Here is a 26475-nt window from a genome sequence, read left to right on the forward strand (position 1 = left end):
CCTTAGACCCCGCTCGCCGGAATGCCGCTGCGTTCGATCTTGCGCGGCGCGGTGATCTCTTTCCACTGGCTCAGCGCGCGGTTCACAGGGTTCGTCGCCTCGCGGGCCACGAACTGGCCGTGCCCTTGCTGCGTCTTGATCTCGTCCTCGACGATAGCCACCTGCCCGCGCGTCAGCGTGAAGCGCGGCAGGCCGGTGACCTCAAAACCTTCGAACACGTTGTAGTCGATCGCCGACTGCTGCTTGGCCGCCGAGATCGTCTTCTTGCGCTTGGGGTCCCACACGACGAGATCGGCGTCGGCGCCGACGAGGATCGCGCCCTTTTTGGGGTACATGTTGAGGATCTTGGCGATGTTGGTCGAGGTCACCGCCACGAACTCGTTCGGCGTCAGCCGCCCCGTGCCCACGCCGAAGGTCCAGAGCAGCGGCATGCGGTCCTCGAGCCCGCCGGTGCCGTTCGGGATCTTGGCGAAGTTGCCGATCCCGTTGCGCTTCTGCGCCGTGGTGAAGGCGCAGTGGTCGGTCGCCACCACCTGCAGCGAGCCGGCCTGCAGCCCGGCCCACAGCGAGTCCTGGTGCTGCTTGTTGCGGAAGGGCGGGCTCATCACCCGACGCGCCGCATAGTCCCAGTCCTTGTTGAAATACTCGGTCTCGTCGAGCACGAGGTGCTGGATCAGCGGCTCGCCGAACACGCGCATGCCCTTCTGCCGGGCTCGGCGGATCGCCTCATGCGCCTGCTCGCACGAGGTGTGGACGACATAGAGCGGCACCCCGGCCATGTCGGCGATCATGATCGCCCGGTTGGTCGCCTCGCCCTCCACCTCGGGCGGCCGCGAGTAGGCGTGCCCCTCGGGTCCGTTGTTGCCGGCGGCGAGGAGTTTTTCGGTCATCGCCAGCACCACGTCGCCGTTCTCGGCATGGACGAGGGGCAGGGCGCCCAGTTCGGCGCAGCGCTGGAACGAGGCGAACATCTCGTCGTCGTTCACCATCAGCGCGCCCTTGTAGGCCATGAAGTGCTTGAACGAGGTGATGCCGCGGTCGACGACATCCTGCATCTCGTTGAACACCTGCTCGCCCCACCAGGTGATCGCCATGTGGAACGAGTAGTCGCAGCTCGCCTTGCCGGTCTTGTTATCCCACATCTGGAGCGCTTCGAGCAGCGACTGGTTCGGGCCGGGCAGGCAGAAATCGACCACCATGGTAGTGCCACCCGACAGCGCCGCTCGCGTGCCGGACTCGAAATCGTCGGTCGAATAGGTGCCCATGAACGGCATTTCGAGATGCGTATGCGGGTCGATCCCGCCCGGCATCACGTAGCAGCCGGTGGCATCGAGGCTTTCGCCGCCAGTGAGGTTCGGCCCGATCTCGGTGATCTTGCCGCCTTCGACGCGGATATCCGCTTTGTAGGTCAGGTCGGCCGTGACGATCGTGCCGTTCTTGATGATGGTCATGTCGTTCCCCTGTGTTCCGGTCACGCCTCAGGCGGTGCGTTTCTTGGCGCGGCGCTTGTCGCGCCACTTGCGATAGTCGGCGATGAAGGCGTCGGCTGTCCCATAGACCGGCATCAGTATCTTGAAATGCGCCGGCCGCAGTTCGCTGACCTGCGCGCTGGCATCCAGCATGCGCTGCTGGTGCGTCTCGGGCAGCCACACGGCAGCAAAGCCGAGCAACTGATGGGTCACCTCGCCGCGCAGCTCGAGGATGCGCTCGTGGTGGCCGCGATAGATCGCGATGGTGGTGTAGAGTGCCGCGCAGGCCGCGAGCGACAGCGCCACGAGGATGAAGATCGGATCCCCGGTGTAGCGCCCCGACACCATGGCCCAGATCCAGGCGAGCGCCATGAACAGGATCAGCGTCTTGGAGACGCGGAACACGTTGTAGGGCCCGGCCAGCTTTTCCTTGTATTCGAGCTCGTTGGCCGCATCGATCGCCTCGAGCTTGCGCCGGAACTCGAACAGCCGCTGGTTTTCTTCCTCGGTGTGCCGGGTGCCGCGCGCATCGCGCAGGATCTCGAAGCTGGCGCTGGTCAGATCCTCGATCGCCGTCCAGCTCGGCAGTGGCACGATGGCCGGCGGGATGTAGTCGCCCACCCGCTCGAACGCGATATAGGTGAGGTGGATGGCCGTGATGAACAGAAAGAAGATCAGCAGCAGGGCGAAATCCGACACGCCCAGGATATCGAAGATGTTCTGGTAGTTCTGGATGACGTTGTTCATCAGGTCGAGATTGGGCAGGAACCCCTCGGTGGTGCTGCCGATATCGGTGAAGCCGGAGAGGACGTAGAACACGAGGCCCGAGACGATCAGTCTCGCCGTCATGAAGTTCGAGAACCGAACGACGCTTTGGAGCAGCCCGTCAACGTCCATGCGCCGGCCCTTCCTTCACCTCTCCCTTGGGGGAGAGGTCGGACTTCGCGAAGCGAAGGCCGGGTGAGGGGGCCTTCTGCAGCCTGTCGGCAATGACCTGAAGGACGCCATCGATGTCGGTTAGGACATCGCTGTTCCAGAAGCGAACGACGCGATAGCCGTGCCGGGTGAGGATATCGGTTCGTTCCGCGTCGGCAAAACTACCGGCCGTGGTCGCGTGTTGGCCACCATCGATTTCGATGATCAGGTCCCTCTCGCGGCAGGCAAAGTCGGCGATGTAGGGTCCTGCCGCCTGCTGGCGGACGAATTTGCACCCGAGCAGCTGTCGATTGCGAAGCCGGGACCAGAGTTTCGCTTCGGCATCGGTTGAGTTGGCCCTCAACCGCTTAGCTGCCTCAGTCGCAAATCTGGTCTTGGACGTGCTCAAGGAAGGCCCCCCCTCACCCGCCGCTGCGCGGCGACCTCTCCCCCAAGGGAGAGGTGAAGGGGTGACGAGGCCGCGCCACAGCGTCCCGTCTCCCTTGGGGGAGAGGGACAGGGTGAGGGGGCCTTGTGGGAGACATAATCCTCACCCCACGATCTCCGCTGTCTCCAGCACCGCGTGCAGCAGCACGTCCGCGCCGGCCGCTGCCCATTCCTTCGATATGTTCTCCGCCTCGTTGTGGCTGAGCCCGCCCACGCAGGGGCACATGATCATCGTTGCCGGCGCGACCTTGGCGGCCCAGCAGGCATCGTGCCCGGCGCCGGAGATGACGTTCATGTGGCTGTAGCCGAGATCCTCGGCGGCCTTGCGGACGCGGTCGACCAGCACAGGATCGAACGTCACCGGATCGAAATGCCCGACCGCCTCGACCGCGCAACCGACGCCAAGCGCCTCGCAGATCTTGGCCGCCTCGGCCTCGATCGTTGCCCGCATGCGATCGAGCTTGGCCTGCTCGGGCGTGCGGATATCGACCGTGAACACCACCGTGCCGGGCAGCACGTTGCGCGAGTTGGGGGAGAATTTGACCTGCCCCACGCCACCCACGGCGCCCGGCTGCTCGCCCATCGCCACGGACTGCACCATCTCCATGATGCGGGCCATCGCCAGCCCGGCATTGACGCGCATGGTCATCGGCGTCGAGCCGGTATGCGCCTCGCGGCCGATGAGCGTGAACTCCAGCCACCAGAGGCCCTGGCAGTGCGTTACGACGCCGATCTGCTTGTCCTCGGCCTCGAGGATCGGACCCTGCTCGATGTGATACTCGAAATAGGCGTGCATCTTGCGCCCGCCGACTTCTTCGTCGCCGACCCAGCCGATGCGCTTCAGCTCGTCGCCGAACGACAGGCCCTCGAGGTCCTTGCGGCCATAGGCGTAGTCGAGGCTGAACTGGCCGGCGAACACGCCCGAGGCCATCATCGCGGGCGCGAAGCGCGCACCTTCCTCGTTGGTCCAGTTGGTGACGACGATCGGGTGTTTTGTCCGGATGCCGAGGTCGTTCATCGAACGCACCACCTCGAGCCCGGCCAGCACGCCCAGCACGCCATCATAGCGCCCGCCGGTCGGCTGCGTGTCCAGGTGGCTGCCGATATAGACGGGCAGGGCGTCCGGATCGGTGCCCGGGCGGGTCATGAACATGGTGCCCATCTTGTCGACGCCCATGCTCATGCCCGCTGCCTCGCTCCATTTCTGGAACAGGCGCCGGCCCTCGGCGTCGGCATCGGTCAGGGTCTGGCGGTTCGAGCCGCCGGCGATGCCGGGGCCGATCTCCGCCAGTTCATGAATGCTGCTCCACAGGCGGTCGGGGTTGATCCGAAGGTTTTCGCCGGGAGCGGGCATGGTCAGAGGTCTTTCACGGAAGTTGCGGTCAGGTCCCCTCGCCCCTCTGGGGAGAGGGTGGCTGGCGCGAAGCGCCAGTCGGGTGAGGGGGTGCCAAGCAAGGTCAGCAGCAATGCATCCAGAACGCCATCGGTATTGCCGAGCACGTCGTTGTTCCAGAATCGGAGCACCGAAAATCCCTGCTCGTTCAGGTATCGCGTGCGCTTCTGGTCCCGCACGGAATCGGCGTGCTGCCCACCATCGAGCTCGACGACGAGCATCGCCTCACGGCAGACGAAATCCGCAAAATAGGGACCGATGGCGAACTGGCGGACGAACTTGAAGCCTTCAAACCGCCGATCCCGGAGACGCGACCACAGTCGCTTCTCCGCATCGGTCGGCTCGGAACGCAGAGATCGCGCGCGATTGCGAATACGCAGATCGCCATGACTGCCCCTCACCCTGACCCTCTCCCCGGAGGGGAGAGGGGACGCACTTGGCACTGCCGGTGCCCCATCGCCCCCTCTCCCCTCTGGGGAGAGGGCTGGGGTGAGGGGCAGTCCAGCAATACCGCCGCTTGTCCGCATAGGTCTTATTTCATGCTCGGGAAGGTGAATTCCGCGCCGCCCTTGATGCCAGCGGGCCAGCGGGTGGTGACGGTTTTGAGCCGGGTGTAGAAGTGCACGCCTTCCGGCCCGTAGATCGAGTGATCGCCGAACAGCGAGCGCTTCCAGCCGCCGAACGAGTGATAGGCCACCGGCACCGGGATCGGCACGTTGATGCCCACCATGCCCACTTCGATCTTGTCGGCGAACTCGCGCGCCGCATCGCCGTCGCGGGTGAAGATCGCCGTACCATTGGCGTATTCGTGGCCGTGGATCAGGTCGACCGCGTCCTTGTAGGTCTGGGCGCGCACGACGGAGAGCACCGGCCCGAAGATCTCCTCGCGGTAAATCTTCATGTCCGGCTTCACGTGGTCGAACAGCGTGCCGCCGACGAAGAAACCATTCTCGTAGCCCTGCAGCGAGAAGCCGCGGCCATCGACCACGAGCTCGGCGCCGGCTTCGACGCCGGCATCGATGTAGCCGACGATCTTGTCGCGCTGCGCTTTGGAGACGATCGGGCCCATCTGGGCGTCCTTGTCGCTCGCCGGGCCGATCTTCAGCGCTTCGACGCGCGGCTTCAGCTTGGCGATCAGCGCGTCGGCGGTCTTGTCGCCGACCGGCACGGCGACCGAAATCGCCATGCAGCGCTCTCCGGCCGAGCCGTACCCCGCGCCCATCAGCGCGTCGGCCGCCTGGTCCATGTCGGCGTCGGGCATCACCACCATGTGGTTCTTGGCGCCGCCCAGTGCCTGCACCCGCTTACCCGCTTGGGTGCCGCGCCGGTACACATACTCGGCGATCGGGGTCGAGCCCACGAAGCTCACCGCTTTGACGTCCGGATGGTCGAGCAGCGTGTCGACCGCTTGCTTGTCGCCGTGGACGACGTTCAGCACGCCCTCGGGCAGCCCGGCATCCATGAACAGCTGCCAGGCGAACATCGGCGCCGACGGGTCGCGCTCGGACGGCTTGAGGATGAAGGTGTTTCCGCACGCGATGGCCAGCGGATACATCCACATCGGTACCATGGCCGGGAAGTTGAACGGGGTGATGCCGGCGACGACGCCGAGCGGCTGCCGGTCGGAATAGCTGTCGATCGAGGGGCCGACATTGCGGCTGAACTCGCCCTTCAGCAGATGCGGGATGCCGCAGGCGAAGTCGACGCAGTCAATGCCGCGGGCCAGCTCGCCCAGCGCATCGTCATGCACCTTGCCGTGCTCGAGGCTGATCAGCCGCGCCAGTTCGTCGGCGTTCTTTTCGAGCAGTTCCTTGAACTTGAATAATACCCGTGCGCGCTTCATGGGCGTATTATTGGCCCACGCTGGCAGTGCCGCCTTCGCAGCCGCCACCGCGCTGTTGATTTCGTCGACGCTCGACAGCGGCAGCGTTGCGATCGCCTCGCCGGTCGCCGGGTTGTAAACCGGCTGGGTGCGCGTGCTCGTCGAGGTGATGAGCTTGCCGCCGATGGCATTCTGGATCGTCTGCATCACTGGTCTCCGCCCTTACAATATGGAACGTTCATTCTATCATTCGCGATATAGAACAATCGTTCCATGCTACTCAAGCGTCTTCAGGATGCCGCCAAGGGTGCCGATCAGCTCGTCGATCTGCGCCTTGGTGATGATCAGCGGCGGGCTCATGGCGATGATGTCGCCGGTGGTGCGGATCAGGATGCCGGTCTCGAAGGCCTTCACGAAGGCGGCGAAGGCGCGCTTGGTGGGCTGGCCGGCGATCGGCTCGAGCTCGACTGCGCCGATCAGGCCGAGATTGCGGATGTCGATGACGTGCGGCAGGCCCTTGAGCGAGTGCAGCGCATCTTCCCAGTACGAGGCGAGTTCGGCCCCGCGGGTGAGGAGGCCCTCGTCCTTGTAGGTCTCGAGCGTGGCGAGACCGGCAGCCGAGGCGACCGGGTTACCCGAATAGGTGTAACCGTGCATGAACTCGATGACGTGCTCGGGCCCCTGCATGAACGCGTCGTGGATCTCGGAAGTGACCAGCACCGCGCCCATCGGGATGGTGCCGTTGGTGAGGCCCTTGGCGCACACGATCATGTCCGGCGTGACGCCGAAATAGTCGGCCGCGAACGGGGTGCCGACGCGGCCGAAGCCGGTGATGACCTCGTCGAAGATGAGCAGGATGCCGTGCTTCTTGGTGATCTCGCGCAGCTTCTTGAGATAGCCCTTGGGCGGGATCAGCACGCCGGTCGAACCGGCCACCGGCTCGACGATTACCGCCGCGATGGTGGAGGGGTCGTGCAGCGTCACGATGCGCTCGAGCTCGCTAGCGAGATCCTCGCCGCCGCCTTCGCGCTCGCCGCGGGTGAACTGGTTCTTGCCCGGTGTGTGGGTGTGCGGCATGTGGTCGACGCCGGTGAGGAGCGTGCCGAACATCTTGCGGTTGGTGACGATGCCGCCCACCGAGATACCGCCGAAATTGACGCCGTGATAGCCGCGTTCGCGCCCGATCAGCCGGAAGCGCGAACCGTCGCCCTTGGTCCGGTGATAGGCCAGCGCCACCTTCAACGCCGTCTCCACCGATTCCGAACCGGAATTGGTGTAGAGCACGTGGTTCATGCCTTCGGGCGCGATCGAGACCAGCGCGTTGGCGAGCTCGAACGCCTTGGGGTGGCCCATCTGGAAGGCGGGCGCGTAGTCCATCTCGGCCGCCTGCGTCGCGATCGCCTCGACGATCTTGGGGCGGCAATGGCCAGCGTTCACGCACCACAGGCCCGCCGTGCCATCGAGCACCTGACGCCCGTCGGAAGTCGTATAGTGCATGTCCTTGGCGCCGACGAACATGCGCGGCGCCTTCTTGAACTGCCGGTTGGCCGTGAAAGGCATCCAGAACGCGCTGAGATCGTTCGGCGTGACGTTGCGACGGTCGGACACCTTGGCACTCCCCATCAGGTCATTTGTTGAGCTTTTCGGTCAAGTTTGATTGTCGCTTGACCTTTGGATGTGTTATCCAGAAATTTGACCAGTTGGAAAAAACGTTATCACTCCCATGCCGCCGATCAAGGTGAAAATGCTGGAGACCGAGGGTCGCCCCGGCACGTCGAAACCGCCCGCCGCCAAGCGCCCGCGGGCGCAGACGCGCATCCAGCGCGAGAAGCAGGAAGTGATCCTCGAAGCGGCGCTCGACGTCTTCTCGCGCGAGGGTTTCCGGGGCGCCACCATCGACCAGATCGCCGAGGCGGCGGGGATGAGCAAGCCGAACCTGCTCTACTATTTCCCCCGCAAGGAGGAGATCTATAAGCGCCTGATGACCTCGATGCTCGACATCTGGCTAGCGCCGCTGCGCGAGATCGATTCGGATGGCGATCCGGTGCCGGAGCTGCGCTCGTACCTGCGCCGCAAGCTCGAGATGAGCCGCGACTACCCGCGCCAGAGCCGGCTGTTCGCCAATGAAATGCTGCAGGGCGCCCCGCGCGTGCTCGATGTGCTCGAGACCGACCTCAGGGCGCTGGTCGACGAGAAGGCGGCGATCCTCGAGGGCTGGATGCAGGCCGGCAAGATCCGCCGCACCGACCCATATCACCTAATCTTCTCGATCTGGGCCACCACTCAGCACTACGCCGATTTCGACGTGCAGGTCCGTGCCGTGCTCGGCAAGGATCGCGGCGGCGACGGACGCTTCGAGGATGCGGCGCGCTATCTCGAGAACCTGTTCCTGTTCGGGCTGCTGCCCAAGGACAAGGCCTGAGCGGTGCGACGACGCACGATAGTCTGGCCTAGTTCCTACCTTATACCGGCCCTAGGTCATGAAAATCTGCCAGGCGAAGCCCTTCGTCCGGAGATGGTGCGCCCATCCAAACGGAACGGCCATTCCATCGGCATGGAACGCGGAACGGCGTCAGACCCCGCCTGCGATCAGCAGCAGGAAGGCGCCGCACAGCGAAGTGTTCATGATCGTGGCGATGGTGTGCGGCGCACGGTCGGCGCCTGAGAATTTCCACATCGGGTGAAAGAGCAGCGTCGCCAGCACCAGGAACACGATCATCAGCACGCCGCCGAGCGCCTGCCACGGTCCGATCGCCGCCAGCAGCCCGCCCACGAATTGCAGCGCGATGCCGAACAGCACGACATTGCGCGGCATCGGCACCTTGTTCTCGATGATACCGCTGAGCCGCGGCACGTTCACGATCAGGTTGCGGATGGCAAAGACCACGAAGGCGCCGCCCAGCAGCAGGCGCGCGATGGCATAGAGTGTCGACGGCAGGTCGGTTGGCATGAATTTCCCCCCTCAGGCAGCGCGCACCCTATGTGCTCGCGACCTGAGTCGGAAATCCCGACTTTGGCGGAGTGATCAAGCGGCGTCGGCGAACACGAAGGTGTGCCCGGGCAATGTCTTGGCGCGGTAAAGCGCCTCGTCGGCCCTGGCGAGCAGTTGCGGGTCGTCGGGCCGGCCGAGCGCCGCGCCCAGGCTCGAACCGGGCATCATCTCGAGCGCGCCGATCCGGACCGGTTCGCTCAGCCGCGTGCCGACATCGGCCGCCAGCTCGGACAGCATGCTGCGATCGATCGGACCGGGACGCACGAAGGCGAACTCGTCGCCTCCCATGCGCACGACGAGGTCGTCGGGGCCGCTGAGGCTGGAGATGCGCCGCGCCACGGCCTTCAGCAACTCGTCGCCGGCGCCGTGGCCGTAACGGTCGTTGACCGCCTTGAAGTCATCGAGATCGAGATAGAGCAGGCCGACATGGCTGATGCCGCGTGCCGTCGCATCGGCGACCCACCGCTCGAAGGCGAGCCGGTTGCCCAATCCGGTCAGCGGATCGCGATGGGCCAGCTCCTGCGCCCGCCCGCGCCGCCGCTCGAGCTCGCGCGTCATCCGGTAGAGCCGGCGCAGCACGAGGCCGATGCCGACGAGGAAGACCAGCGAGGCGGCCACGCGGAGCGGAGCGAGGTGGACGAACATATCGGTGCCGAGCCGCCGCGGCACCCAGGCGAGAACAAGCCCGTCGGCAGCGGGCACGGAGACTTCGGCGCTGTCCAACGTATCGGGGGTGGTGAAGCGGGCCCTGTCGAGCACGAAATCGCGCTGCAGCCGCTGTTCGGCGCCCGCATCTGCGCCGACCACGGTCAGTGCCGCACGCGCACGCTCGATTTCGTCGGCCACCGAAACCTGGTCCAGCCGGTTGACCGCGTAGGTGCTGGCGACGACGACGCTCACCGCCAGCAGGACCATGGCAACGATGCCGCCCAGCAGCATCCCGCGAGGATCGGGCAGGGGGCCGTCGTCATGTTCGGTTGGCCTGTGCAGGCGGAAACGCGCGTCGCTCATTCCTGGGCTCCTGGCGCGAGATTAGCGAGCTACGTGTTTGCCAATCCTTAGCGCCCCTCCCGGCTAAGGCCAGATAGTTGACGACGCGCTAACGCGTGGTGCGTGCGGGACTTATTCCGCCGGCTCGAGCGCCTTGGCCATCGGGTTGTTCGGGTGCGTGGTCCAGTTGGCGTAGTCCGGCGCGACCTTCTTATTGGTCCGCTCGTCCAGCATGCCGGGCTCGAGCGCGATCATCGAGATGCAGTCCTCGACCGGGCAGACATTGACGCACAGGTTACAGCCCACGCACTCGTCTTCCATCACCTCGAACCAGCGCTTGCCGTCCTTGGACTTGGTGATCGCCTGGTGCGAGGTGTCCTCGCAGGCAATATGGCAGCGCCCGCACTTGATGCACTTGTCCTGGTCGATCTTGGCCTTGGCGACGTAGTTGAGGTTGAGATACTGCCAGTCGGTGACATTGCGCACAGCGCGGCCGGCGAAATCGTCGAGGCTGGCGTGCCCCTTCTCGTCCATCCAGTTGGAGAGGCCCGAGATCATCTCCTCGACGATCTTGAAGCCATAGGTCATCACCGCCGTGCACACCTGCACATTGCCGGCGCCAAGCGCCAGGAACTCGGCCGCGTCGCGCCAGGTGGTGACGCCACCGATGCCCGAGATCGGCAGCCCGTAGGTCTCGGGATCGCGGGCGATTTCGCTGACCATGGACAGCGCGATCGGCTTCACCGCCGGGCCGCAATAGCCGCCATGGCTGCCCTTGCCGTCGATCGAGGGTTCTGGCGAGAAGGTGTCGAGGTTGACCGAGGTGATCGAGTTGATCGTGTTGATCAGGCTCACCGCATCGGTGCCTCCGTTCTTCGCGGCACGCGCCGGGCGGCGGATGTCGGAGATGTTCGGCGTCAGCTTGGTGATCACCGGCATGCGCGAATACTGCTTGCACCAGCGCACGACCATTTCGACATATTCGGGCACCTGGCCCACGGCCGAGCCCATGCCGCGCTCGCTCATGCCGTGCGGGCAGCCGAAATTGAGCTCGATGCCGTCGGCCTCGGTCTCCTCGACCAGCGGCAGGATGGCCTTCCAGCTCTCCTCCTCGCACGGTACCATGATCGATACGACCACGGCGCGATCGGGCCAGTTCTTCTTGACCTGCTTGATCTCCTGCAGGTTCAACTGCAGCGCCCGGTCGGTGATCAGTTCGATATTGTTGAGCCCGAGCAGGCGCCGGTCGGCGCCCCAGATCGCGCCGTAGCGCGGCCCGTTGACGTTGACGACGGGCGGGCCTTCCTCGCCCAGCGTCTTCCACACCACGCCGCCCCAGCCCGCCTTGAAGGCGCGCTCGACATTATAGGCCTTGTCGGTCGGCGGCGCTGACGCCAGCCAGAACGGGTTCGGCGATTTGATCCCGACGAAGGTGTTGCGGATGTCAGCCATGGTGATCCTCCTTCCATTCCGGCCCGAAGGCCCCCTCACCCGGCCCTGCGGGCCGACCTCTCCCCCGGAGGGAGAGGTGATGCTGTGGCGCCGCCGCTGCCTCCCACCTCTCCCTCTGGGGGAGAGGTCGCCGCGAAGCGGCGGGTGAGGGGGCCTTGCCAAGCATCTGCTACTTCCCGCTCAGGTAGCGGTGAATGCTCTCGGCCGCGTCGCGGCCCTGCGCCACCGCAGTCACGGTCAGGTCGTCGCCCTTGTCGATGCAGTCGCCGCCGGCCCAGACGCGGTCGTTCGAGGTGCGGCCCTCGGCATTGACCTCGATGCGGCCGTTGGCGAGCGCGAGGCCGCCGGCGGTTTCATCCTCGAGCTGCTGGCCGATGGCCTTGAACACCTGGTCGGCGGGGAGGGTCAGCGTGTGACCCAGGCCCTGCAGGCGGCCGTCCTTCAGTGCGGTGTATTCGAGTTCGATGCCGGTCACGCGGCCATTCTCGCTGATCACACGCTTGGGCTGCAGCCAGTGCCGGATGCTTACGCCCTTGGAGGCCGCAAGATCCTGCTCGAAGGCGCTGGCATTCATGTGCTCCTGCCCGCGCCGGTAGCAGATCGTCACTTCCTCGGCGCCCAGCAGCTTCGACTGCACGGCGGCGTCGATGGCGGTCATACCGCCGCCGATCACCACTACGCGCCGGCCTACCGGCAGGGCAGAGAGATCGTTGGCCTGTCGCAGTTCGGCAATGAAATCCACCGCGTCCGCCAGCCCGTCGCCGGCCGTGTGCTCGCCCTCGGCGCGCAGCGCGTTGACGCCGCCCAACCCGATGCCGAGAAACACCGCGTCATGGGTTTCGAGCAGCCGCTCCAGTGTCAGGTCGGTGCCAAGCCGCTGGCCGAGCAGGATATCGATGCCGCCGATGGCGGTGACATACTCGACTTCCGCCTGGGCGAAGCCGTCCGGGGTCTTGTAGCTGGCGATGCCGTATTCGTTGAGCCCACCGGCCTTGGGCTTGGCGTCGTAGACGACGACGTCGTGCCCGTGCAGCGACAACCGATGGGCGGCGGCGAGCCCGGCCGGGCCGGCACCGACGACCGCGACGGTCTTGCCCGTCGAGGGTGCGCGCTCGAAGAACTGCGCATTCTCGGCCATGGCGATATCGGTGGCGTAGCGCTGCAGCTGGCCGATCTTGACCGGCTTGCCCTCGGCCTCCTCGCGCACGCAGGCTTCTTCGCATAGCTGCTCGGTGGGGCAGACGCGGGCGCACATGCCGCCCAGGATGTTCTGCTCGAAGATGGTCTCGGCCGCGCCCAGCGGATTGTCCGTCGCGATCTCGCGGATGAACATCGGAATGTCGATCGAGGTCGGGCAGGCATTCATGCACGGCGCATCGAAGCAGAAATAACAGCGGTCGGCCTCGACGAAGGCCTCATGCCGGTCGAGTGGCGGGTGCAGGTCGGAAAAGTTGCGCGCGTACTGGTCCGGGTCAAGTCGCCCCGGTGCGATGCCTTGCTTGAGCATCCCCTCGCTCATCGGCCGCTCCCTCTCCTTTAGAGCCATTCCAGAGTGGGACGCTAACGCAGCTCAAAACTTTTATCAATTGGTCAAAAATGCTCGAACGAAGGGACTCGCGGTGGCCACTCTTTCGTCGTAGCGGAAGAAATTGCAGCCTCGCGCCAAGGAGCGCCGGGCATATTCGTGCGCCGGCTAAATGCTGGATATTTCAAAAGGAAATCGCATGCCAGCGCGACAATACAGGTGAGGCATATGCGCAACAGTTCCAGTTGCGAGAGGCTTGTTCATCTGGCGTTCATATTCTCGCCACAGGTCCAAAGCCTTTTCGCGCCCATCTGTAACAAGCGTGAGTAGTCTACGGTTGAATAGGAAAATCGTTGTGGTTGCCACTGCGGTGACGGCGTTGATGTTGTCGGTCACCGGCTCCATGGCCCAATGCGGCGGAGCGTCCTGGTACGGTCCAGGATTCAACGGCAAGAAAACAGCCTCGGGGCAGCGGTTCAACGAGAATGCGATGACCGCCGCCCACAAGACCCTTCCCTTCGGCACTGTCGTAAAGGTCACGGATCAGCGCACCGGGAAATCGATAAAGGTAACGATCAACGACCGCGGTCCGTTCCACAAGGGCCGCATCATCGATCTGAGCAAGGCAGCCGCCGCCAAGTTGGGCACCAAGGCTGCCGGCACCGGCAAGGTGTGCATCGCTACGCTCTGAGCGACCACGGCTCGGCGAGAAAAATCAGGAGCCGCCCGGCCGCAAGCGGGCGGCTCCTTTCATTTGACGTGACCCGCTAGACGTCGTTGGCCGCGTTGATCTCGTTGGTCCTGAGCCCGTCGCCCTCGGGGTCCAGCGGGTTGGACGCGGCACCGATCACCGCCTCGATATCGACGGCGAGCTTGGTGAGATCGAGATCGGCGACCTTCTCTACGCCTTGCCGGTCAAGGGCGTGGCGCAGGGCGTCCTCGATTTGGCTGGTGCGCAGTTCTTCATCCATTGCCATCGACGCTGATCCCCTGTTCATCGACCCGGATTTCGAGCGCCGGCTGCTGCGACTGCTGGTAGGCCATGTAGGCGCCAAGCGCGACGACGATCGCGACCAGTGCCGCAATGACGAAATAGAGTGAACTTCGGCTCATCGGTTGCCCCGTTGTAAGTGACGCTGTCACCCGCAACGCACAACCTCGCCCAGAGGTTCAACCGGCGATCTGACGCAAGGCTCCGACGAAGCGGTCGACGCCTTCGACCAGTGCTCCGGAATTGTCGATCACCACCGGTGCGATCCCCTCCGGCACCGCCGCGCCTTCGCGCGCCAGCCGTGCCACCACGTCGTCGGCGCTCTCGCGGCCGCGGGACGAGAGGCGCTGTGCGCGGACGTCAGGGCGCGCTGTCACCAGCATCACGTGCGTGTTGGGATATTTTTCCACCGCGCGCTCGATCACCTTGCGCGAGGTGTTCACCACCACCGTCCGGCCGGCGACCATGGCGGCGTCGATCGCGGCGGGAATGCCATAGCTCAGCCCGTGGGCTTCCCAATCGAGCGCATAGGCGCCGCGCAGCTTCTGGCGGCTGAACTCGGCCGGCTCGATGCTGTCATGATCCTCGAGCTCGACCATGGCCGTGCGGGTCACCACGCGGCGCGGGAAGTTGAAGCGGCCATCTGTCGCCAGTGCGGTTTTGGCCGCGCCAATCAGCGTATCCTTGCCGGCGCCCGAGGGGCCCACGACGAGTATGAGTGCCCCCGGAGCCATCAGCTTACCCGCTTGCCTTCGCGCCACACGCCGCGCACCACCGGCACCGGATCGGTGCGGCGGACGCGCACGATATCGGCGCGTTTGCCGATGGCGATCGTGCCGCGATCGTTGAGGCGCGCTGCCTCGGCCGGGCGCGAGGTCACCTTGGCAATGGCCTCGGGCAGGGTGATGTTGTCGGCCACCTCCGGCAGCAGAAACGCCGCGTAGATCAAGGCGAACGGCACATAGTCCGAGCTCAGCACGTCGAGCACGCCGGCCTGCGCCAGCTCGGCGGCCGAGATATTGCCGTTATGCGACTTGCCGCGCACCACGTTGGGCGCACCCATCAGCACCGCGAGGCCGGCGGAATGGCAGGCCTGCGCCGCCGCCATGGTGGTGGGGAACTCGGCAATGGTCATGCCGTCGCGCACTGCCTCGTCGACATGCTCGACCGTCGCGTCGTCGTGGCTGGCGAAGGCGAGCCCGATCTCGCGTCCGCGCTTCAGGATTGCGGCGCGGTTATTGTCGGCATACTTCTCGCGCTCTGCCTGCCGGTCGGAGATGTATCTGGCCATCTCGGCGTCGGAGAGGCGAAGCTTCTTCTGGTAGTAGGCCGTGTAGTGCTCGAGCGTGGTGTACTGCCGCGCGCCCGGCGTGTGGTCCATCAGCGAAGCGAGCCCGACGATCGGGTTGGCGCAATGCGCCTCGAACTGCGCTGCCACGTCCGGTGTCGCCAACTCGCAGCGCAGATGCAGGTGATGGTCGGCGCGCAGCCGGTCGGTCGCGTCGGCTTCGGCCACCGCCTCGACCATGGCCTTCACGTCGGCGGTGATATCGCCGGTCTCGGGATCCGAGCCGATGCGCACCGCGTCGAACACGGTGGTGATGCCGGCGCCGGCGATCTGCGCGTCATGGCTCTGCAGGGCCGCGATGGCGTTCCAGGTCACGCTTGGGCGCGGCCGGTAGTGGTTCTCGAAATGGTCGGTATGGAGCTCGACGAGACCGGGGATGACATAGTCGCCCTCGACATCCTCGCCGTGCTGCACCGTGCCGGCATCGATCGCGGCGATCACCCCGTCGCGCACCAGCACCGAGCCGGTGATCACCTCGTCGGCCAGCACGATCCTCGCGTTAGCGAGCGCGAATTCGCTCATTGGCGGCCTCCCCGGTGAGAATGTAGTCGTCGAGCCGCACGAACGGTGCGCCCGCTTCCGGCTCATGGAACAGCACCAGCCGGTCGAGCACCATCTCGGCAGTAGCCAGCGGCCCGAAGAACTCGGCGGCGATGTTGCGATAAGTCTCGCGCTCTTCCGCCGGCAGCCGGTCGGTGAGCGTCATGTGCATCTGGAACTGCTCGAACACATAGGGGTAGCCATACTGGTCGATGAGCGCGATCTGGCGCTCGCTCAACCCACCACCCTTCAATCGGCGCGCCCGCTCGTCCACAGAAAGCGGTGCGCGGAACGGCTCGAAGCTCTCGACCACGTCGGCGGCGAACTCGGTGAGGTCTTGCGACTGCACGGCCGGGATCAGCGCGAGAAACCCGCCGCCGATCACCTGAAGGCTCAGCGGCCCGATCGCGACCGGCTCGGCCGATTCGGCATAGCTGGCCAGCGCGTCCTCAAGCTCGGCGCGCGAGGTACCTTCGGCCAGCGCCATCGGCGCCTTGATCGTGGCGTGGAAAGCGTAGCGGTTGGCCGAAATGCTGCGCGCCACAAGGTCGGCGCGCGTGACGCCCGCCAGGGCGCCGTCGAACGTCTCGCCGGTCAGCGGGTCGCGACCCAGCCACTCCGCAGCCTTGCGCCACAGGGGATGCTGCGCCTCGGGCGCGTAGTAGATGGCAAAGCGTTCGGACATTTCACGGGGAATTATGACAGCGGACGCGGCGGTGGTTAGTCGCGTTCGATGTCAGTTTTTTGTCAGCCCCGCAAGCGCTCCACAGGTCGGGTCAGATCACCCGGGCAATGCAGTTGGCGCCGCTGTTCACCTGCTGGCGCAGCACGTTGTCGGCCACCAGGGTTGCCCCGCCCTCAAGCGTGCCGAGCAGGCGGAAGAAGCCCTGCACACCCTCGGCCTTGAGCTGCCACTTGATGCGCGTGCCCGGCGGCAGCGGCTCGCTGGAATGGTTGACGACAACGATGGCGTCCGGCCGGTCGGCGACGGCGCAGCTGAGCTCCACCATCGAGCCGAAGTGCCGGGTCTGCAGCGGCGGCTCGGAGGAGGGAGAGCTCGAATCGGACTCCTTGTCGCGGCGCGGCTTCGAGCTCTCGCGCGGCGGCTTGGGATCGGCCGGCACGGTCCGGTCGGGCTCGTCGGGCTTACCCTTGGGCGGCGCCAGCTCGGTGCTGCCGCTGCTGCCGGGGGTATCGATGATGCCGACTTCGGCGGCATTGACCGACGTCAAAAGAACAAGTGTCGCGAGCAACGCGCCCGCGAGGGGACGAAGACTTTTCATTCGTGTTTCCTGGCATGCGGAGCCAACGGCCGCGTCCACGACCGTTCTCTGATTATCTGGTGCTTATGTTTGCCCGCAACTACTTCAAATCGGTTGAACTCGATGTGAGGGGCCTGTTTAGCTGTTGTTCAGGCTTTCGCCCTGACAACGTTGCCGATAGGGCACAGCCTTCCGTCCAGCTTGCGCCGGCGGCTGGCGTCTCCAACAATGGGCGCCAATCAGGGAACTCCGCACGCCATGGATCGCGAACACCTCGAACGGCTTTTCCACCTCGCCGTGGATGCCGCCCAGCCGCAGCACGCGATCGCGGCCAACCTGCCCGAGCCACCCAAGGGGCGGACCATCGTCATCGGCGCCGGCAAGGCCTCGGCCCAGATGGCGCGGGCGTTCGAACAGACGTGGCCGCACCGGATCGACCGCGGCCTCGTCGTTACCCGCTACGGCTACGCCGTGCCGTGTGAGCGCATCGAGATCGTCGAGGCGGCGCACCCGGTGCCCGATGTGGCCGGCTTCCTCGCCGCCCGCCGCATCATGGAAACCGTCGCCGGCCTCAGCCACGACGACCTCGTCGTGGCGTTGATCTCCGGCGGCGGCTCGGCGCTGTTGCCGCAGCCCGCGACCGGCCTCAGCTTCGAGGACGAGCAGGCGGTCAACGAAGTGCTGCTGGCCTCCGGTGCACCGATCTCGGTAATGAACGTCATCCGCAACGAACTCAGCGCCATCAAGGGCGGCCGTCTTGCCGCGCTCGCCGCTCCGGCGCGGGTCGCGACACTGATCGTTTCCGACATCCCGGGCGACGAGCCGGCGCTGGTCGCCTCCGGCCCCACCGTGCCGCTCAAATCGAGCCGTGCCGAAGCCCGCCACCTCGCCTCGCTGTATCGGCTAAAGCTCCCCGCCGCTGCCGAAGCGCTGTTGGCGTCGGAGGAGAACCTCTCGCCCCAGCCGGCCGATCCGCGCTTTGCGGCCAACAGCGTTCGCATTATTGCCTCGGCCGCCATCTCGCTCGATGCGGCGGCGAAGGAGGCGGCCGCAGCGGGCCTGACGCCGCACATTCTCTCGGATGCCATCGAGGGTGAGGCACGCGACGTGGCCGGCGTGCTCGCCGCGCTGGCGCGTGAGGTGAAGACGCGCAACCGGCCTTTCGCCAGGCCGACGGTGCTGCTGTCGGGCGGTGAGACCACCGTCACCATTCGCGGCACCGGCCGCGGTGGCCGCAATGCCGAGTTCCTGCTGGCCTTCGCGCTCGCCATCGACGGTATCGAGGGCATCACGGCGCTTGCCGCGGATACCGACGGCATCGATGGAGCGGGCGACAATGCCGGCGCGGTCTGCGACGGCACGACCGCCGCCCGCATGCGCGCCGCCGGCGTCGACCCCCGCCGCGCTTTGGCCGACAACGACGCCTACAACGCCTTCCGCGCCGTCGACGGGCTGTTCATCACCAATCCCACCGGCACCAACGTCAACGACTTCCGCGCCATCATCGTGAGGTAGGAAAACACAGCATGGCCAGGGCACTCGGCATCGGCGGTTTCTTCTTCCGCTCCCGCGACATCAAGGCGCTGGCCGAGTGGTACTCCACGCATTTGGGTGTCACCGATTTCTGGACGCAGGAAGGCGGGCTGACGATCTTTGCGCCCTTCAAACAGGAGACGACGTATTTCCCGGCTGACAAGCAGTGGATGATCAATTTCCGCGTCGATGACCTCGATGCGCTGATGGCGCAGCTCAAGGAAGCCGGTATTGCCATCGAGACCCGGCCGAACGAGTGGGACACGCCCGAGACCGGGCGCTTTGCTCGCATCCACGATCCCGAGGGCAACCAGATCGAGCTGTGGCAGCCACCGGCCGAATAGATCGCCGAACTTTCAACGACGCACCAGGTCATCCCCGCGAAAGCGGGGACCTCCGTTTGGCTGCACGCTCCGTAAACAGAGATTCCCGCTTTCGCGGGAATGACTCCGTGGTTGGGATCGATCAGAGGCCTATTCCTCGACCCAGCTGTCGAACTCGCCGTCCTTCCTGAGCCGCGCCACCATGTAGCCGCCACGCTCGCGCGGCCGGACCTCGTAGTCGTACTGGTGCCCGTCCATGGCGCGCTGGATATTGGCGGCGCTCTCGGCGCTTTCCGCGCTGGCATAGACCTGCGGCACGCTGCCGCCTTCGGAAACGAATGCTCGCGACATCTGGGCCTCCTCGGGTCTACTCTATACCACCTTAGTCACCCGGACGAATTTCCGTTCCCGGGGAACTTCCCTTCCGGTGCCATTTCCCCTTAAGTGCCGCCCGGTTTCAGGGAGGCGCCGCAATGGCCAAAAAGAAGATCGCCGTCATCGGTATCGGCAAGATCGCACAGGACCAGCACCTGCCGGTGATCGACAAGAGCCCGGATTTCGAGCTCGCCGCCTGCGTCTCGACGCGCAGCCTCGGCCATGGCGGCGTACCGGTGTTCAAGACCCCGGCCGAGCTCTACAAGGCCATGCCCGAAGTGAAGCTGGTTGCCATCTGCACCCCGCCCAATGTGCGCCACGCCTATGTCCGCGAGGCGATCGACGCCGGCAAGGATGTGCTGCTCGAAAAGCCGCCGACCCCGACCATCACCGAGTTCGAGGACCTCGTCACCTACGGTGAAAAGAAGGGCCGCGTACTGTTCCAGACCTGGCACTCCCGCTACAACGCCGCCGTCGAGGCCGCCCGCCTGATCCTCAAGGACGAGGGCGTCGAGACTGTGCGCATCGACTGGCGCGAGAGCGTGCGCAAGTGGCACCCAGGACAGGAATGGGTGTGGGAGCCGGGCGGGTTCGGGGTGTGCGATCCGGGCATCAACGCCATGTCGATCTTCACCCGCATCATGCCGTTTCCCGTTTTTGTCGACAAAGCCACGCTGAAATTCCCGGCCAACCGGCAGACGCCGGTCGATGTCGAGATCGTATTCAAGTCGGCCCAGAAGCATGCGCCGAAGCTGTCGGCCGGCTTCAACTGGCTCGAGGAATCGGGTGAGATCTGGACCATCGCGATCGCCACGCGGAAGGGCACTGAGTTGAAGCTCGAAAAGGGTGGCACCGTACTCAAGGTCGGCGGCAAGGAAACCGTCGCCAACCCGTCCGAGGAGTACGAGGCGATCTACGAGCGCTTCGCCAAGCTGCTGAAGAAGGGCAAGTCGGAGATGGACGGCTCGCCGCTGCGCCTGATCGGCGACGCCTTCCTGCTTGGCGCGCGCGAGAATGTCGAAGAGTTTCACTGGTAACGGCCGCTGGCCCGGAGACGGCGATGTACGGATTGATCGGCAGCTTCACCGCCCATCCGGGCAAGCGCGACGAACTCATCGCGCTGATGACGGCCAGCGTCGGCGACATGCCGGGCTGCCTCAGCTACATCGTCGCCCGCGACCCCAGGGACGCCGACAAGCTCTGGGTCACCGAGGTCTGGGATTCGGCGGAAAGCCACAAGGCCTCGCTCGGCATTCCCGCCGTCGCCGAGACGATCAAAAAGGCGATGCCGTTGATCGCTGGGTTCGGCGAACACACCGAAACCGAGCCGGTTGGTGGGTACGGGATTTAGTCGCCGGGTCTGGTGGGTGGGCCACCCCCACCCACCCGCTTCGCGGGTCCCCCCTCCCCACAAGGGGGAGGGAAATCCCGACTACCAGCAAAGCGCACTGATTTCCCTCCCCTTGATGGGGAGGGCTCGTGGAGCTTGGCAGCTTGCTGCCTAGCGGAGCAGGGTGGGGTGGGGCCCACGCACCGATGTGAGTGAAAGTCTCTCACGCCAAAAGTCCACTAGCCCACTCGCGCTCCCGCCGCTAAAACTACCATACTAGTTCGAGGAGGACCCCCATGTACGAGACCTTCAACGGCTCCGCCCACCCGCTGGCGCCCAAGGAAATCGCCATCACCGCGCTGCCCGACGACGAGCGCGTCTGGGTGCCGCAGGCGGAAGGCGTGTGGTTTCGCCCGCTTTTCCTCAACACGCTGCAGGGACAGTGGTGCAACCTGCTGCGCGTCCGCCGCGCCGGCATTCTGTCGCGGCACCTGCATCCGCAGCCGGTCCACGGCTATGTCATCAAGGGCCGCTGGCACTATCTCGAGCATGACTGGGTGGCCGAGACCGGCTCCTACGTGTTCGAGCCGCCTGGGGAGATCCACACCCTCACCGTGCCGGAAGACACGCCCGAGATGATCACCTTCTTCAACATCTCCGGCTGCATGGTCTATCTCGACAAGGACAACAAGCAGATCGGCTTCGAGGACGTGTTCACCAAGATCGACATGTGCAGGAAGCACTACGAGAAAGTGGGGCTCGGCGCGGATTATGTGGAGCAGTTCGTGCGTTGAACTGAAGGCCCCCTCACCCGGTCCTTCGGACCGACCTCTCCCCCAAGGGGAGAGGTGAACCAGTGGCAAGATGGTGCCGCCCCACCACCTCTCCCTTGGGGGAGAGGTCGCCGCAAAGCGGCGGGTGAGGGGGCCTTTCTCGAGCGAGAGCGAATATGACCTGGGCATCCGAATTCTTCACCGGCAAGACCGTCGTCATTGCCGGCGGCACTTCTGGCATCGGGCAGGGGATCGGCCGCGCCTTCGCCGATGCCGGCGCGATTGTCCACGCCACCGGCGCGACGCAGGCTGAGGTGGAAGCCGCCGTCACCGCCGAGCCGCGTTTTCGCTACACCCAGGTCGATGTTCGCAACACCGAGCAGGTACAGGAGTACGCCGCCGCCTTCGGTCCGGTCGCGGCGTTGGTGAACTGCGCCGGCGTGAACCTGCGCGCCGCCGAGCACACGGTCGAAGGGTTCGAGACCGTCATCGACATCAACCTCAACGGCTCGATGCGAACCGCCTATGCTTTTCGCGACAAGCTCGGCGGTGGCGCCATCGTCAATATCGGCTCGATGTTCTCCTTCTTCGGTGCCCCGCACGCACCCGCTTACGCGGCGAGCAAGCATGCCGTCGCCGGGCTGACCAAGTCGCTGGCCACTGCGCTTGCCAAGGAAGGCATCCGCGTCAACGCGCTGGCGCCGGGCTGGATCGAGACTGCGATGACGGCGGTGCCGCGCGCCAACGAGACACGCAATGCCGAGCTGATGGCGCGCACCCCGATGGGCCGTTGGGGCACCCCGGCCGACCTCGCACCGGCCGCGCTGTTCCTTTGCTCGCCGCTCGCCGGCTTCATCACCGGCGCCATTCTGCCGATCGACGGCGGCTACATGGTCAACTGACGGCTAGTTGGCCGTCGATGCCTCACCGGGGCTCTCCGGCACGACGCGCGGGGCGCAGAAGAACAGCGCCTGGTTGATTGCTGTGAGCGAATTGCTCAGCGAAATCTGGGCCGACACCTCGCTGTCGGCGCTGTCGAGATAGACCAGCCCGCCATTCCTCAGGCTGTCGATCAGTTCCGCCACGTCGCCGGCCACCCGGCCGCCGTAGGGGGTGCTCGAAGCTTCCGCCTCCACCTCGAGCCCGAACTCGCGGTCGATGGTCAGCTGCCAGCGCCCGACGTCGCCGCCGGGCCGGCTGGTGTGGATGTGGAGGCCAACCGAATAGTCATCCTCGCAGCGCACCGCGAGGCAGGCGAAATCCTGTGGCGTCGCTTCGCGATTGCAGCCGAGGGTCGCCCGGTCGCCTTCGCCGGGGAGCGGGGAATAGTGCCAGCCCGGCTCCTGTGCGACGGCAGCCGATACTCCGAACGCCAATGCCAACCCCACCCACGGTGTCATTCCGGCGAAAGCCGGAATCCATTTCACAGCCCGCGCGGTTGGCGACATGAACCCCGGCTTTCGCCGGGGTGACATCGGTGGGTAGCAAGCCGCGGTGCCCAAGCCTCAGGCGCCCGCGTCGGTCAGCAGCTTGATGTCCTCGGCACTCAGCGTCAGTTGCGCGCCGCGCATCAGGCTCTGCACCTGCTCGACCGAAGTCGCCGAGGCGATCGGCGCGCCGACGCCGGGCTGGGCCGCGATCCAGGCCAGCGTCACCTCGGCGGGGAGCGCACCGGTGCGCTTGCTCACCACGTCGAGTGCTTCGAGGATGCGGAAACCCTTGGGGTTCAGGTATTTCTCCACCACGGCCTGTCCACGCGGACTGATACTGGCGTCGGCGGCGGTGCGGTACTTGCCGGCAAGGAAGCCGCGGGCGAGGCTGAAATAGCCGATGCCCGAAACCTCCTCGGCCACACAGGTCGGCTGCACTTCTTCGAACTTGGCGCGGTCGTAGAGGTTGAACTCGTTCTGGATCGTCTCGTAGCGGGCAAAGCCGTTGGCCTTCGAGATCGCTAGCGCCTCGGTCAAGAGCGCGGTGTCCTGGTTGGACGAGCCGATATAGCGGACCTTGCCGGCCTTCACGATCTTGTCGAGCGCTGCCAGTGTTTCTTCCTGCGGGGTGTCGGGATCGGGCCAGTGCGTCTGGTAAAGGTCGATATAGTCAGTCTGCAGCCGTTTCAGCGACGCATCGACTTCCTCTTCGATCCACTTGGCGCTGAGGTCGCGGTGACCCTGGCCCATGTCGGAGCCGACCTTGGTGAACACCAGCACCTTGTCGCGATTGCCGCGCGCTTTCATCCAGTTGCCGATGATGGTCTCGGATTTGCCCTTGCCGTAGCTGTCGGCGGTATCGAGCGCAGCGAACCCGCCATCAATGAAGGCGTCGAGCACGGGGTAGGCGGCCTGTTCCTCCAACGTCCAGCCCAGCACGTTGCAGCCGAAAACCAGGGGGTCGATGAAAAGTTCGGTGCGGCCGAGGCGGCGCTTGCTCATGGAAGTCTCCGATGGATAGGTGGTCGGGCGGGAAGGCGTGCGAGCCTAGCCGTCCCATCCATCGGCGACAAGCGATGGAAGGGGCAGATATTTGGAGGGCGCGATAGGCAGGGAGTCATTCCCGCGAAAGCGGGAACCTTTGTTTTCGGTGTTCGCGGCCAAACGGAGATCCCCGCTTTCGCGGGGATGACCCGTGGGAGGGGGATGACCCGGTGGGGAAAGCGAGCCGGCGCCGGTGGGGCGGACTACCCCTTCGGCTCGATCAGGTCCCACTTGTTCCCATACAGGTCCACGAACACCGCTACCGAGCCATAGGCTTCGTGCCTCGGCGGCTCGAGGAAGTTCACGCCGCGCGCGGTGAACGCCGCATGGTCGCGGGCGAAGTCGTCGGTTTCGAGGAAGAAGCCGACCCGGCCGCCGGTCTGGTCGCCGATCCGCGCCTGCTGTGCCGGGCCATCGGCTTTCGCCAGCAGCAGCCGTGCACCGTCTCCGGCCGGCGCCACCAACACCCAGCGCTTGCCGTCGCCGAGCGGGGTATCGGCCACGAGCGCGAATCCCAACTTCTCGCGATAGAAGGCGATAGCTTCGTCATAGTCGGCGACGACCAGGGCAACGGTGGCGATCGAGGGCTTCATCCAGAGGATTCTTCGTTAGGCTTTGAACGATTGGCGCGGGCAGTTGCCGTTGGCGATGCGTGCCTATCTGGCCGGATTCTGGCCCGCATTGCAGATTTTTCGTGTCACCACGATGTCATAGAAATCCATTCCCCTAGGGAAGCAGAGTTGACCAATTGGTCAACTCCCCATTGCGCACCCCGAGAAAACGCGCTTTGTTGGCGCCCAAGCTCCGGCCGGCGGGAGGGACCCCGCCGATGAATGCCGGAGCGCAATGTTATTTCGGGAGACAACATCATGAAATTGATGAGCACCCTGCTCGCTGCGACCGCACTCGTGGCGGTCATGGGCGGCAGTGCAATGGCCAAGCAGCTGGTTTACTGCTCCGAGGCTTCGCCTGCGCATTTCGACCCCGGTCCGACGACCGGCGGCAATGACTTCGACGCCTCGTCGCGCACCGTCTACAACCGCCTGGTCGAGTTCGAGCACGGCAGCACCAGCGTGGTCCCCGGCCTCGCCGAGAGCTGGGAAGTGTCCGAGGACGGCCTCACCTACACTTTCAAGCTGCGCCCGGGCGTCAAGTTCCAGACCACCCCGTACTTCACCCCCACCCGCGACTTCAACGCTGACGACGTGATCTTCTCGTTCGAGCGCCAGTGGAAGCAGGATAATCCCTGGTACACCTACCTCGAGGGCCTGAGCTGGGATTACTTCCAGGGCATGGACATGCCCAAGTTCCTCGCGTCGATCGAGAAGGTCGACGACCTGACCGTCAAGATGACGCTCACCGAGCCCAACGCTCCGATGATCGCCAACCTCGGCATGGACTTCGCCTCGATCGTATCGAAGGAATATGCCGACCAGGTGCTGGCTTCGGGCAACCTCGCCGACTTCGCCAACAAGCCCGTCGGCACCGGCCCGTTCACCTTCGTCGACTACCAGACCGACGCCGTCATCCGCTATCAGGCCTTCGCCGACTACTGGGGCGGCAAGGTTGCGATCGACGACCTGATCTTCGCCATCACCACCGATCCGGCGGTGCGCGCGCAGAAGCTCAAGGCCGGCGAATGCGATATCATGTCGTACCCGGCCCCGGCCGATCTCGCCGACCTGCAGGCTGACCCGAACCTGACCGTCATGGAGCAGGAAGGCCTTAACATCGGCTACATGTCCTACAACACGACGATCGCGCCGATGGACAACGCGAATGTCCGCAAGGCGCTCACCATGGCCATCAACAAGCCGGCCATCATCCAGGCCGTCTATGAGGGTGCCGGACAGGACGCCAAGAACCTGATCCCGCCGACCATGTGGTCGTATGACGACGCCATCCCGGCCGACACCTACGATCCGGAAAAGGCCAAGCAGATGCTGGCTGACGCCGGCGTCACCGACCTGACGCTCGACCTGTGGGCCATGCCCGTCTCGCGCCCGTACAACCCGAACGCGCAGCGCGTTGCCGAGCTCATCCAGGCCGACTGGGCCGCCGTCGGCGTCACCGCCAACATCGTGACCTACGAGTGGACCGAGTATCGCGAGCGCGGCAAGGCTCCGGACCGTCCGGGCGCCTTCCAGATCGGCTGGACCGGCGACAACGGCGATCCGGACAACTTCTTCGCTACCTTGTTCTCGTGCTCGGCCATTGGCGTGTCCAACTACTCGAGCTGGTGCAACGACGACTTCGAGAAGGCCATCCAGGACGCCAAGAAGGTTTCCGACCAGGCCGAGCGCACCGCGCTCTACACCAAGGCCCAGGAAATCTTCAAGGCCGAGGAGCCGGCGATGACCCTGGCGCACTCCAAGGTGTTCATGCCCATGAACAAGCGCGTTCAGGGCTTCACCATGGATCCCCTTGGCATCCATCGCTTCGATAACGTCGACGTGACCGAATAACCCGCTAGACGTCGAAGGGCGGCACCCGTAAATGGGGCCGCCCTTCGGCATACCCA

At 65.3% G+C, this 26475-nt stretch carries 30 protein-coding genes; 9 read left to right on the forward strand and 21 right to left on the reverse strand.

Translation table 11 applies throughout. The features are described 5' to 3' along the window. Positions 1-2: 2 nt before the first annotated feature. From hydA to aptA, 7 genes are all read right to left on the reverse strand, one after another. Positions 3-1451: a dihydropyrimidinase gene (gene hydA / locus AC3A6I_RS01700; protein ID WP_487541325.1), complete on the reverse strand. Its 1449-nt coding sequence runs from the start codon at positions 1449-1451 to the stop codon at positions 3-5. A gap of 27 nt (positions 1452-1478) precedes the next feature. Further along, a complete protein-coding gene (locus AC3A6I_RS01705; RefSeq protein WP_487541327.1) occupies positions 1479-2366 on the reverse strand; it encodes a hypothetical protein in 888 nt (295 codons plus the stop codon). Beyond that, positions 2356-2793 (reverse strand): endonuclease domain-containing protein, encoded by a 438-nt coding sequence (locus tag AC3A6I_RS01710; protein ID WP_487541329.1) that lies wholly within the window; start codon positions 2791-2793, stop codon positions 2356-2358. The genes AC3A6I_RS01705 and AC3A6I_RS01710 overlap by 11 nt, the downstream gene beginning before the upstream one ends. A gap of 141 nt (positions 2794-2934) precedes the next feature. Beyond that, positions 2935-4185, reverse strand: a complete 1251-nt coding sequence (locus AC3A6I_RS01715; RefSeq protein WP_487541330.1) for a Zn-dependent hydrolase — start codon at positions 4183-4185, stop codon at positions 2935-2937. Positions 4186-4187: 2 nt separating this feature from the next. After that, a complete protein-coding gene (locus tag AC3A6I_RS01720) occupies positions 4188-4625 on the reverse strand; it encodes an endonuclease domain-containing protein (RefSeq protein ID WP_487541332.1) in 438 nt (145 codons plus the stop codon). Positions 4626-4756: 131 nt separating this feature from the next. Continuing rightward, entirely contained in the window at positions 4757-6253 is a 1497-nt protein-coding gene (locus tag AC3A6I_RS01725) for a CoA-acylating methylmalonate-semialdehyde dehydrogenase (RefSeq protein WP_487541334.1), read from the reverse strand. A 69-nt stretch (positions 6254-6322) separates the two neighbouring features. Then, positions 6323-7654 (reverse strand): omega-aminotransferase AptA, encoded by a 1332-nt coding sequence (gene aptA, locus AC3A6I_RS01730; protein ID WP_487541335.1) that lies wholly within the window; start codon positions 7652-7654, stop codon positions 6323-6325. A 136-nt stretch (positions 7655-7790) separates the two neighbouring features. Here aptA and AC3A6I_RS01735 point away from each other — a divergent pair, with 136 nt between their 5' ends. After that, a complete protein-coding gene (locus tag AC3A6I_RS01735; RefSeq protein ID WP_487544967.1) occupies positions 7791-8468 on the forward strand; it encodes a TetR family transcriptional regulator C-terminal domain-containing protein in 678 nt (225 codons plus the stop codon). A 150-nt stretch (positions 8469-8618) separates the two neighbouring features. On the opposite strand, the gene AC3A6I_RS01740 is transcribed toward AC3A6I_RS01735, so the two are convergent. The 4 genes from AC3A6I_RS01740 to AC3A6I_RS01755 form a co-directional block, all read right to left on the reverse strand. After that, the gene (locus AC3A6I_RS01740; RefSeq protein WP_487541337.1) at positions 8619-8996 is read right to left on the reverse strand and encodes a DoxX family membrane protein; all 378 of its coding nucleotides are present in this window, start codon (positions 8994-8996) and stop codon (positions 8619-8621) included. 75 nt (positions 8997-9071) lie between these two features. Further along, positions 9072-10049 (reverse strand): diguanylate cyclase domain-containing protein, encoded by a 978-nt coding sequence (locus AC3A6I_RS01745; RefSeq protein WP_487541339.1) that lies wholly within the window; start codon positions 10047-10049, stop codon positions 9072-9074. Between the two features lie 111 nt (positions 10050-10160). Next, on the reverse strand, positions 10161-11480 hold the full coding sequence (gene preA / locus AC3A6I_RS01750) for an NAD-dependent dihydropyrimidine dehydrogenase subunit PreA (RefSeq protein WP_487541341.1): 1320 nt from the start codon (positions 11478-11480) through the stop codon (positions 10161-10163). Between the two features lie 169 nt (positions 11481-11649). Beyond that, the gene (locus AC3A6I_RS01755) at positions 11650-12999 is read right to left on the reverse strand and encodes an NAD(P)-dependent oxidoreductase (protein ID WP_487541342.1); all 1350 of its coding nucleotides are present in this window, start codon (positions 12997-12999) and stop codon (positions 11650-11652) included. A gap of 361 nt (positions 13000-13360) precedes the next feature. Between AC3A6I_RS01755 and AC3A6I_RS01760 the strand changes: the two genes are divergently transcribed. Next, the gene (locus tag AC3A6I_RS01760; RefSeq protein ID WP_487541343.1) at positions 13361-13696 is read left to right on the forward strand and encodes a septal ring lytic transglycosylase RlpA family protein; all 336 of its coding nucleotides are present in this window, start codon (positions 13361-13363) and stop codon (positions 13694-13696) included. Between the two features lie 76 nt (positions 13697-13772). Here AC3A6I_RS01760 and AC3A6I_RS01765 read toward each other — a convergent pair whose 3' ends face one another. The 6 genes from AC3A6I_RS01765 to AC3A6I_RS01790 all read right to left on the reverse strand — a co-directional run bounded on the left by AC3A6I_RS01765 (position 13773) and on the right by AC3A6I_RS01790 (position 17167). Continuing rightward, positions 13773-13982 carry a hypothetical protein gene (locus AC3A6I_RS01765; protein ID WP_487541344.1) on the reverse strand — a complete coding sequence of 70 codons (210 nt, stop codon included), beginning with the start codon at positions 13980-13982 and terminating at the stop codon, positions 13773-13775. Further along, positions 13969-14118 (reverse strand): hypothetical protein, encoded by a 150-nt coding sequence (locus AC3A6I_RS01770; protein WP_487541345.1) that lies wholly within the window; start codon positions 14116-14118, stop codon positions 13969-13971. The genes AC3A6I_RS01765 and AC3A6I_RS01770 overlap by 14 nt, the downstream gene beginning before the upstream one ends. 57 nt (positions 14119-14175) lie before the next feature. Continuing rightward, positions 14176-14730, reverse strand: a complete 555-nt coding sequence (gene phnN, locus AC3A6I_RS01775; protein ID WP_487541346.1) for a phosphonate metabolism protein/1,5-bisphosphokinase (PRPP-forming) PhnN — start codon at positions 14728-14730, stop codon at positions 14176-14178. Then, positions 14730-15866: an alpha-D-ribose 1-methylphosphonate 5-triphosphate diphosphatase gene (locus AC3A6I_RS01780; protein ID WP_487541348.1), complete on the reverse strand. Its 1137-nt coding sequence runs from the start codon at positions 15864-15866 to the stop codon at positions 14730-14732. Before AC3A6I_RS01780 ends, phnN begins: the two co-directional genes overlap by 1 nt. Beyond that, the gene (locus tag AC3A6I_RS01785) at positions 15844-16569 is read right to left on the reverse strand and encodes a DUF1045 domain-containing protein (protein ID WP_487541349.1); all 726 of its coding nucleotides are present in this window, start codon (positions 16567-16569) and stop codon (positions 15844-15846) included. The genes AC3A6I_RS01780 and AC3A6I_RS01785 overlap by 23 nt, the downstream gene beginning before the upstream one ends. A 91-nt stretch (positions 16570-16660) precedes the next feature. Beyond that, positions 16661-17167 carry a hypothetical protein gene (locus tag AC3A6I_RS01790; protein ID WP_487541351.1) on the reverse strand — a complete coding sequence of 169 codons (507 nt, stop codon included), beginning with the start codon at positions 17165-17167 and terminating at the stop codon, positions 16661-16663. A 237-nt stretch (positions 17168-17404) separates the two neighbouring features. On the opposite strand from AC3A6I_RS01790, the gene AC3A6I_RS01795 reads away from it, so the two are divergent. After that, a complete protein-coding gene (locus tag AC3A6I_RS01795; protein WP_487541353.1) occupies positions 17405-18661 on the forward strand; it encodes a glycerate kinase type-2 family protein in 1257 nt (418 codons plus the stop codon). A gap of 11 nt (positions 18662-18672) precedes the next feature. Then, the gene (locus AC3A6I_RS01800) at positions 18673-19023 is read left to right on the forward strand and encodes a VOC family protein (RefSeq protein ID WP_487541355.1); all 351 of its coding nucleotides are present in this window, start codon (positions 18673-18675) and stop codon (positions 19021-19023) included. Positions 19024-19152: 129 nt separating this feature from the next. Here AC3A6I_RS01800 and AC3A6I_RS01805 read toward each other — a convergent pair whose 3' ends face one another. Beyond that, positions 19153-19353 carry a hypothetical protein gene (locus tag AC3A6I_RS01805; RefSeq protein ID WP_487541357.1) on the reverse strand — a complete coding sequence of 67 codons (201 nt, stop codon included), beginning with the start codon at positions 19351-19353 and terminating at the stop codon, positions 19153-19155. Positions 19354-19475: 122 nt separating this feature from the next. On the opposite strand from AC3A6I_RS01805, the gene AC3A6I_RS01810 reads away from it, so the two are divergent. The 4 genes from AC3A6I_RS01810 to AC3A6I_RS01825 all read left to right on the forward strand — a co-directional run bounded on the left by AC3A6I_RS01810 (position 19476) and on the right by AC3A6I_RS01825 (position 22382). Beyond that, entirely contained in the window at positions 19476-20414 is a 939-nt protein-coding gene (locus AC3A6I_RS01810; RefSeq protein ID WP_487541359.1) for a Gfo/Idh/MocA family protein, read from the forward strand. A 23-nt stretch (positions 20415-20437) separates the two neighbouring features. Further along, on the forward strand, positions 20438-20728 hold the full coding sequence (locus tag AC3A6I_RS01815; RefSeq protein WP_487541361.1) for a putative quinol monooxygenase: 291 nt from the start codon (positions 20438-20440) through the stop codon (positions 20726-20728). Positions 20729-21003: 275 nt separating this feature from the next. Next, positions 21004-21501 (forward strand): 2,4'-dihydroxyacetophenone dioxygenase family protein, encoded by a 498-nt coding sequence (locus AC3A6I_RS01820; protein WP_487541362.1) that lies wholly within the window; start codon positions 21004-21006, stop codon positions 21499-21501. 155 nt (positions 21502-21656) lie between these two features. Next, positions 21657-22382 carry an SDR family NAD(P)-dependent oxidoreductase gene (locus tag AC3A6I_RS01825; protein ID WP_487541364.1) on the forward strand — a complete coding sequence of 242 codons (726 nt, stop codon included), beginning with the start codon at positions 21657-21659 and terminating at the stop codon, positions 22380-22382. Positions 22383-22385: 3 nt separating this feature from the next. Here AC3A6I_RS01825 and AC3A6I_RS01830 read toward each other — a convergent pair whose 3' ends face one another. The 3 genes from AC3A6I_RS01830 to AC3A6I_RS01840 all read right to left on the reverse strand — a co-directional run bounded on the left by AC3A6I_RS01830 (position 22386) and on the right by AC3A6I_RS01840 (position 24547). Continuing rightward, on the reverse strand, positions 22386-22856 hold the full coding sequence (locus tag AC3A6I_RS01830) for a hypothetical protein (protein ID WP_487541365.1): 471 nt from the start codon (positions 22854-22856) through the stop codon (positions 22386-22388). Positions 22857-22985: 129 nt separating this feature from the next. Next, complete coding sequence (locus AC3A6I_RS01835) at positions 22986-23912, reverse strand: aldo/keto reductase (RefSeq protein ID WP_487541367.1); 927 nt, start codon at positions 23910-23912, stop codon at positions 22986-22988. A gap of 245 nt (positions 23913-24157) precedes the next feature. Next, positions 24158-24547, reverse strand: a complete 390-nt coding sequence (locus tag AC3A6I_RS01840; protein WP_487541369.1) for a VOC family protein — start codon at positions 24545-24547, stop codon at positions 24158-24160. 276 nt (positions 24548-24823) lie between these two features. Between AC3A6I_RS01840 and AC3A6I_RS01845 the strand changes: the two genes are divergently transcribed. Further along, complete coding sequence (locus AC3A6I_RS01845; protein ID WP_487541370.1) at positions 24824-26419, forward strand: ABC transporter substrate-binding protein; 1596 nt, start codon at positions 24824-24826, stop codon at positions 26417-26419. Positions 26420-26475 lie beyond the last annotated feature (56 nt).

Source organism: Devosia sp. Soil_C_22 (genome assembly GCF_057657195.1).